The organism is Neolewinella persica DSM 23188 (genome assembly GCF_000373105.1).
Lineage (GTDB): Bacteria > Bacteroidota > Bacteroidia > Chitinophagales > Saprospiraceae > Neolewinella > Neolewinella persica.
In genome coordinates this window covers 1-1,521 of sequence record NZ_KB890493.1, presented here as the reverse complement: position 1 = coordinate 1,521, position 1,521 = coordinate 1, and the positions used below count along the sequence as shown (strand labels likewise).

General features: G+C 35.7%; 1 protein-coding gene. It reads left to right on the top strand.

What is annotated here, in order from left to right:
- Positions 1 to 179 precede the first annotated feature (179 nt).
- On the top strand, positions 180 to 1,334 hold the full coding sequence (locus B036_RS0126640; RefSeq protein WP_020571780.1) for a serine hydrolase domain-containing protein: 1,155 nt from the start codon (positions 180 to 182) through the stop codon (positions 1,332 to 1,334).
- Positions 1,335 to 1,521 lie beyond the last annotated feature (187 nt).

Genomic DNA, 1,521 nt, shown 5'->3' with positions numbered 1-1,521 from the left:
GCTTACTGCTTTGGTTCGGGGCAAAGCTCTGGTGCGGATTGGGGGTGGGCAAGATGGGGTTGCTCGGACGGTTACCTTCGTTCTATTCCATAAGAAAAAACAATAGGAATTATGATGCTTATCAGTAAATTCAATACTTTACATACTATCATTGTTAGAAACTGGCAAAAACAACAATTATGAAATATATTTCATTCTTTATTATCTGCCTTGCAGTGATTTCATGTTCCAATGATCCATCTAATAGTAATTTAGAATCTCAGCTTGATGAATTGTTTGCCAATGAATTCTCTCAAGAAGAACCAGGAGGTTCAGTGCTAGTAAAAAAAGGAGACAAAATAGTTTTTATGAAAAGCTATGGACTAGCAAACCTTGAAACAAAGGAGAAAATTACTGAAAACACCATTTTTAATACTGGTTCCATTTCGAAAACATTTGTGTCAAACGGAATTCTTATTCTCAATGAAAGAGATTCCCTTTCATTGGATGATAAGCTCTCTAAATATTTTGACGATTTCAATAATACAGAACTTGCTTCAAAAGTGACTATCAAGCACATGTTGTCTCATACATCGGGGCTGCCCGACATGCGGGAAGTTGAGGATAATTACGATTTTTATCTTACAGCGAAGGATAAAGAGAATTTTGAACCGCTAAAGCATGCAGACAGTTTGAATTTTGAACCTGGAACAAAGTTTCAATATTCAAATCCGTCTTATAACGGATTAGCATTAATCATTGAACAAATCGCTAATGAACCTTGGCAACAGTTTATTGAAGACAACATCTTCAAACCATCGGGTATGAACGATAGTAAAATCACCAATGGGTCTTATCCAGAATCTGGAGTTGCTCACGGTTATAGCAATTTCTATAAAGAGGGAGATAGTACTTATTATGGGGCATATTATGAATATGATTATGGTGAAGTGCCAACTTTTGCTGCGGCTGGAAACGGTGGCGTTTGGAGTTCCATATTAGATCTTGCTAAATATGAAGCAGCTATTCAAAAAAACGTTTTTCTAAGCCAGGAAATGATTAAAGAATCTAGAACAGCCTTTCACCCTGAAAACTGGTCTCACACCTTAAATCCTTTTGTTGGATATAGTTGGTTTACAGGGGAGCAGAAACTATTTAAAAGTCAAAGTAATTTCGAAGTTGATTTTGTTTATCATAATGGTTCTCAAGGTGGCTTTAAAGCATTTTATGTAACGATACCCGAGAAGGACATTCTTGTTGTCGGACTTTTTAATAGACCTTTGAGTGATTTTCGAAAATTGTTGCTTGATTCAATAACTTTATTAGAGAAAAATAACTGGTTAGAAAAATATTAGAAGTTGGCACCAAAAATTAATGCCGATTAAAACTGGGTTTATCAGAACGAAAATTATAAAAGGAGAAAAGAATACGGAATAGAACAATGCATCAAACCCATTAAGCTAAGCTCTTTTTGAACCATTCCAAGCAGCTCTCAAAATCCTACGAGCGTTGATGTTGGCAGATCTTACGGAAGTCAGTAAC